We start from the raw sequence: 4,588 nt of genomic DNA, 5'->3' as shown, positions 1-4,588 counted from the left end.
CACCGGCCCACGGGGAGCCGGCCTGATCACCGGACCGGCTCCCCGTGGGCCGGTGTGGGGGCCTGTATCGGACGGCCGGGCTGTGCGAAGTCGCTGGCCGACGTCCGGGCGGAAGCAGGGGCCGCCGTCGGACCGTCCGGACGGCTCCCTGTGTACTGGTCCGGCTGCGAACGCCGCTGCGGCCATCCGCACGGGGAGTGGATCGACGTCGTCGCCACCCCCGGCGGACACCGGATCTCCCATGTGCGGGGTGACCTGGCCGGCGCGGTGGCGACCGTCCAGGACGACCCGGTCGTGCTCGCCGCCGCAGTGGCGGCGGCGCGTGGCTCTGCCTCCCGTACCGACTGACCACCAGTACCCGCAGCAAGCTCGAAGCCAGCTCCCGCAGCACGCCTGAAGAAAGAAAGCGAAAGCACTGTGCACCAGTACGAGAAGGACGGACCGGCGATCTACCGCCAGTCCTTCGCCACCATCCGCGCGGAGACGGATCTGGCCGGGCTGCCCGCCGACGTGAGCCAGGTCGCCGTCCGCATGATCCACGCCTGCGGCATGGTCGACCTCGTACGCGATCTCGCCTTCTCGCCGAACGCGGTGGCCGATGCCCGGACGGCCCTGCGCTCAGGCGCGCCGATCCTGTGCGACGTGGCCATGGTCGCCAGCGGTGTCACCCGCAAGCGGCTGCCCGCGGACAACGAGGTGATCTGCACCCTGTCCGACCCGGCCGTACCCGGGCTGGCCGCGAAGCTGGGCACGACCCGCAGCGCCGCCGCCCTGGAGCTGTGGCGGGACCGGATGGAGGGCGCTGTCGTCGCCGTCGGCAACGCACCGACCGCTCTCTTCCGGCTGCTGGAGATGATCGAGGAGGGCGCCCCGCGCCCCGCCGCCGTCATCGGCGTGCCCGTCGGTTTCATCGGGGCCGCCGAGTCCAAGGAGGCCCTGGCCGCCCATCCGTCCGGGCTGGAGCACCTCGTCGTACGGGGCAGGCGCGGTGGCAGCGCCATCGCTGCCGCAGCCCTGAACGCGATCGCCAGCGAGGAGGAGTGACCGTGAACGAGCAGCACCGGGCGACCGGCGGCACGGCCGGCACCGGCGGCACGGGAAGCACCGGCGGCACGGGAAGCACCGGCGGCACGGGAAGGCTGTACGGCGTAGGGCTCGGCCCTGGCGATCCCGCCCTGATGACCGTGCGTGCCGTGCAGATCATCGGCGAAGCCGATGTCGTCGCCTACCACTCCGCCCGCCACGGCCGCTCCATCGCCCGCTCGATCGCGGCGCAGTACATCCGCGCCGACCACATCGAGGAGGCACTGGTCTACCCCGTCACGACGGAGACGACGGACCATCCGGGCGGATACCGGGGCGCGCTGGACGAGTTCTACGCCGAGGCGGCCGCCCGCCTCGCGGTGCACCTCGACGCCGGGCGCACCGTCGCCGTGCTGGCCGAGGGCGACCCGCTCTTCTACGGCTCGTACCAGCACATGCACAAGCGGCTGGCGGACCGTTACGACACCGAGGTCATCCCCGGCGTCACCTCGGTCAGTGCCGCCGCCGCCCGTCTCGGAACCCCGCTCGTCGAGGCCGAGGAGGTGCTGACGATCCTGCCGGGCACCCTGCCGGAGGAAGAACTGACCGCGCGTCTGGCGGCCACGGACTCCGCCGTGGTGATGAAGCTGGGCCGGACGTTCCCCGCCGTGCGCCGCGCGTTCGAGGCGTCCGGGCGGCTGGCCGAGGCGCGGTACGTCGAGCGGGCCACGATGGCCGGGGAGCGCATCGGGGACCTGGCGGACACGGACGCCGACTCGGTGCCGTACTTCGCGGTCGCCGTGCTGCCCAGCCGGATCGACGCGCCCCGGCCTTCACCGGCAGTGGGCTCCGGGGAGGTCGTCGTGGTCGGCACCGGTCCGGCCGGACCACTGTGGCTGACGCCCGAGACACGCGGGGCACTGGCCGCCGCCGATGACCTGGTCGGCTACACGACGTATCTGGACAGAGTGCCGGTACGACCGGGCCAGCAGCGCCACGGCTCCGACAACAAGGTCGAGTCGGAGCGAGCCGAGTTCGCCCTCGACCTCGCCCGCCGCGGACGCCGGGTGGCAGTGGTGTCCGGGGGCGACCCCGGGGTCTTCGCGATGGCCACGGCGGTGCTGGAAGTGGCCTCGCAGGACTCCTTCACGGACATCGCGGTGCGGGTGCTGCCCGGTGTGACCGCGGCCAACGCAGCCGCCGCCAGGGCCGGCGCCCCGCTGGGCCACGACTACGCCACCATCTCGCTCTCCGACCGCCTCAAGCCGTGGGAGGTCATCGCCGGGCGGCTGCGCGCGGCGGCCACCGCCGACCTGGTGATGGCGCTGTACAACCCCGGTTCCCGCAGCCGCACATGGCAGGTCGGCAAGGCCCGTGACCTGCTGCTGGAGCACCGCTCCCCGGATACCCCCGTGGTGCTCGGCCGCGATGTCGGAGGCCCGGCGGAGAGCGTGCGGACGGTGCGGCTGGCCGATCTGGACCCGGCCGAGGTGGACATGCGGACGATCCTCATCGTCGGGTCCTCACAGACCCGGTGGGTGAAGCGGGGCGACGGACAGCAGATCGTCTGGACGCCGCGCCGCTACCCGGAGGACTGACGACGCCGGTTTCGGACAACGCCGGCGACAGGCGTCCGCCGGTGCCGCGGGACCGGTGGATCACGGACCCAGGAGGCCCCGCAGCAGTGCGAGGGCCTCCTCCGGCGTGCCGGCCACCGGCACGCCCGGAGGGACCGGCGGCCGTCCTACCACCACGACGGGGATCCCGGCCTCGCGGGCGGCGGTGAGCTTGGGGGCGGTCGCGTCGCCTCCGCTGTCCTTCGTGACGAGGACGTCGACGCGATGCCGCCGGATCAGCTCCCGTTCGCCCTCCAGGGTGAACGGCCCCCGGTCCAGCAGGACCTCCATCCGCGCCGGATGCGGGGCGTCCGGAGCGTCCACCGAGCGCATCAGGAACCACAGGGAGTCCAGTGCCGCGAACGCCGCCAGCCCCATGCGTCCCGTGGTGAGGAAGACACGCGATCCCAGCTCCGGCAGCAGCTCGGCCGCGCCCGCGAGGGAGTCGGTGAGGTGCCACCGGTCGCCCTCGACGGGCACCCAGCCGGGCCGTCGGAGGGCCAGCAGGGGAACATGGACAGCGGTGGCGGCCGAGGCCGCGTTGAAACTGATCGTTCCGGCGAAGGGATGGGTGGCGTCGATGACCGCATCCACATGGTGTGCGCGGAGCCACTCGGCCATGCCCTCGGCTCCGCCGAAGCCGCCGACGCGTACCTCGCCGGGCGGAAGCTTCGGCCGGGCGACGCGTCCGGCGAGTGAGCTGGTCACCCGGATCCCCTCCGCGGCCACCAGGGACTCCGCCAGCCGGCGGGCCTCCGTCGTGCCGCCGAGGACGAGCAGGTGCAAGGGCATCGGATCGGTCCATCCATGAGCAGTGAGGCGCAGGGCGGGCGCACCGCCCAACTCAAGCACACCGGTCTGCGGCCGGGATGGACGACCGGGGCATGCGCGACGGCGGCGACCACGGCCGCGTACACGGCCCTGCTGACCGGCGAGTTCCCCGATCCGGTGACCATCACCCTCCCCAGGGGCCAGACCCCCGCCTTCGCGCTCGCGGTGGAGGAGCTCGCCGACGGACGCGCCACGGCGGGCGTGGTCAAGGACGCCGGTGACGACCCGGACGTCACTCACGGCGCACTGGTGCGGTCCACCGTACGGCTGCTGCCGGCAGGTTCCGGAGTGGTGTTCCGAGCGGGGCCCGGCGTGGGGACGGTGACGCTTCCGGGGCTGCCTCTCGAGGTCGGCGAGCCCGCGATCAACCCCGTCCCCCGTCAGATGATGCGGGACCATGTCGCGCGGGTGGCGGCGGAGCACGGCGGCACCGGCGATGTCGAGATCACGGTCTCGGTGGACGACGGTGAGGAGATCGCACGTTTCACGTGGAACATTCGTCTCGGCATCCTGGGCGGAATTTCGATCCTCGGCACCACGGGCATCGTGGTGCCCTACTCCTGCTCGGCGTGGATCGACTCGATCCGCCGCGGGGTGGACGTGGCCCGGGCAGCCGGGCACCGGCATGTCGCGGGGTGCACCGGCTCGACCTCGGAGAAGACGGTGGTGGCCGAGTACGGGCTGCCGGAGATCGCCCTGCTGGACATGGGGGACTTCGCAGGCGCGGTTCTGAAGTACGTACGCAGACATCCGGTGGAACGGCTGACCGTCTGCGGCGGGTTCGCCAAGCTGTCCAAGCTGGCCGCCGGGCATCTGGATCTGCACTCGGGCCGCTCCCAGGTCGACAAGCCGTTCCTGGCACAGCTGGCACGTCAGGGCGGCGCGAGCGAGGCACTGGCGGCGGAGATCGAGGTCGCCAACACCGGGCTCGCGGCACTGCAGCTGTGCATGGCGGCCGGGGTGCCGCTGGGCGACCTGGTCGCGGTGGCGGCCAGGGACCAGGCGCTGTCGGTGCTGCGGGGCGCGCCGGTGGCGGTCGACGTGATCTGCATCGACCGGGCGGGGGCCGTCGTGGGGCGCAGCGGGACGCGGTGAACGGCGGGACGGCAGCCGTCCCG

At 73.1% G+C, this 4,588-nt stretch carries 4 protein-coding genes and 1 pseudogene; 4 read left to right on the top strand and 1 reads right to left on the bottom strand.

The features are described from left to right. The 3 genes and pseudogenes from BFF76_RS31895 to cobJ form a co-directional block, all read left to right on the top strand. A pseudogene (locus BFF76_RS31895) lies at positions 1-348 on the top strand (cobalamin biosynthesis protein CobG); the annotation flags it as partial. 69 nt (positions 349-417) lie between these two features. Beyond that, positions 418-1,044: a precorrin-8X methylmutase gene (locus tag BFF76_RS29240; RefSeq protein WP_065849426.1), complete on the top strand. Its 627-nt coding sequence runs from the start codon at positions 418-420 to the stop codon at positions 1,042-1,044. 95 nt (positions 1,045-1,139) lie between these two features. Next, positions 1,140-2,621, top strand: a complete 1,482-nt coding sequence (gene cobJ, locus BFF76_RS29235; RefSeq protein ID WP_031097299.1) for a precorrin-3B C(17)-methyltransferase — start codon at positions 1,140-1,142, stop codon at positions 2,619-2,621. Between the two features lie 60 nt (positions 2,622-2,681). Here cobJ and BFF76_RS29230 read toward each other — a convergent pair whose 3' ends face one another. Next, positions 2,682-3,431, bottom strand: a complete 750-nt coding sequence (locus BFF76_RS29230) for a cobalt-precorrin-6A reductase (RefSeq protein ID WP_042836950.1) — start codon at positions 3,429-3,431, stop codon at positions 2,682-2,684. Positions 3,432-3,446: 15 nt separating this feature from the next. Here BFF76_RS29230 and BFF76_RS29225 point away from each other — a divergent pair, with 15 nt between their 5' ends. Beyond that, entirely contained in the window at positions 3,447-4,565 is a 1,119-nt protein-coding gene (locus tag BFF76_RS29225; protein WP_031097295.1) for a cobalt-precorrin-5B (C(1))-methyltransferase, read from the top strand. The last annotated feature ends 23 nt before the right edge of the window (positions 4,566-4,588 follow it).

Origin of the sequence: Streptomyces mutomycini (assembly GCF_001700505.1) — a bacterium.
Taxonomy (GTDB): Bacteria; Actinomycetota; Actinomycetes; order Streptomycetales; family Streptomycetaceae; genus Streptomyces; species Streptomyces mutomycini.
The sequence above is the reverse complement of the archived record's forward strand: the minus strand, read 5'-3'. Positions and strand labels throughout refer to the sequence as shown.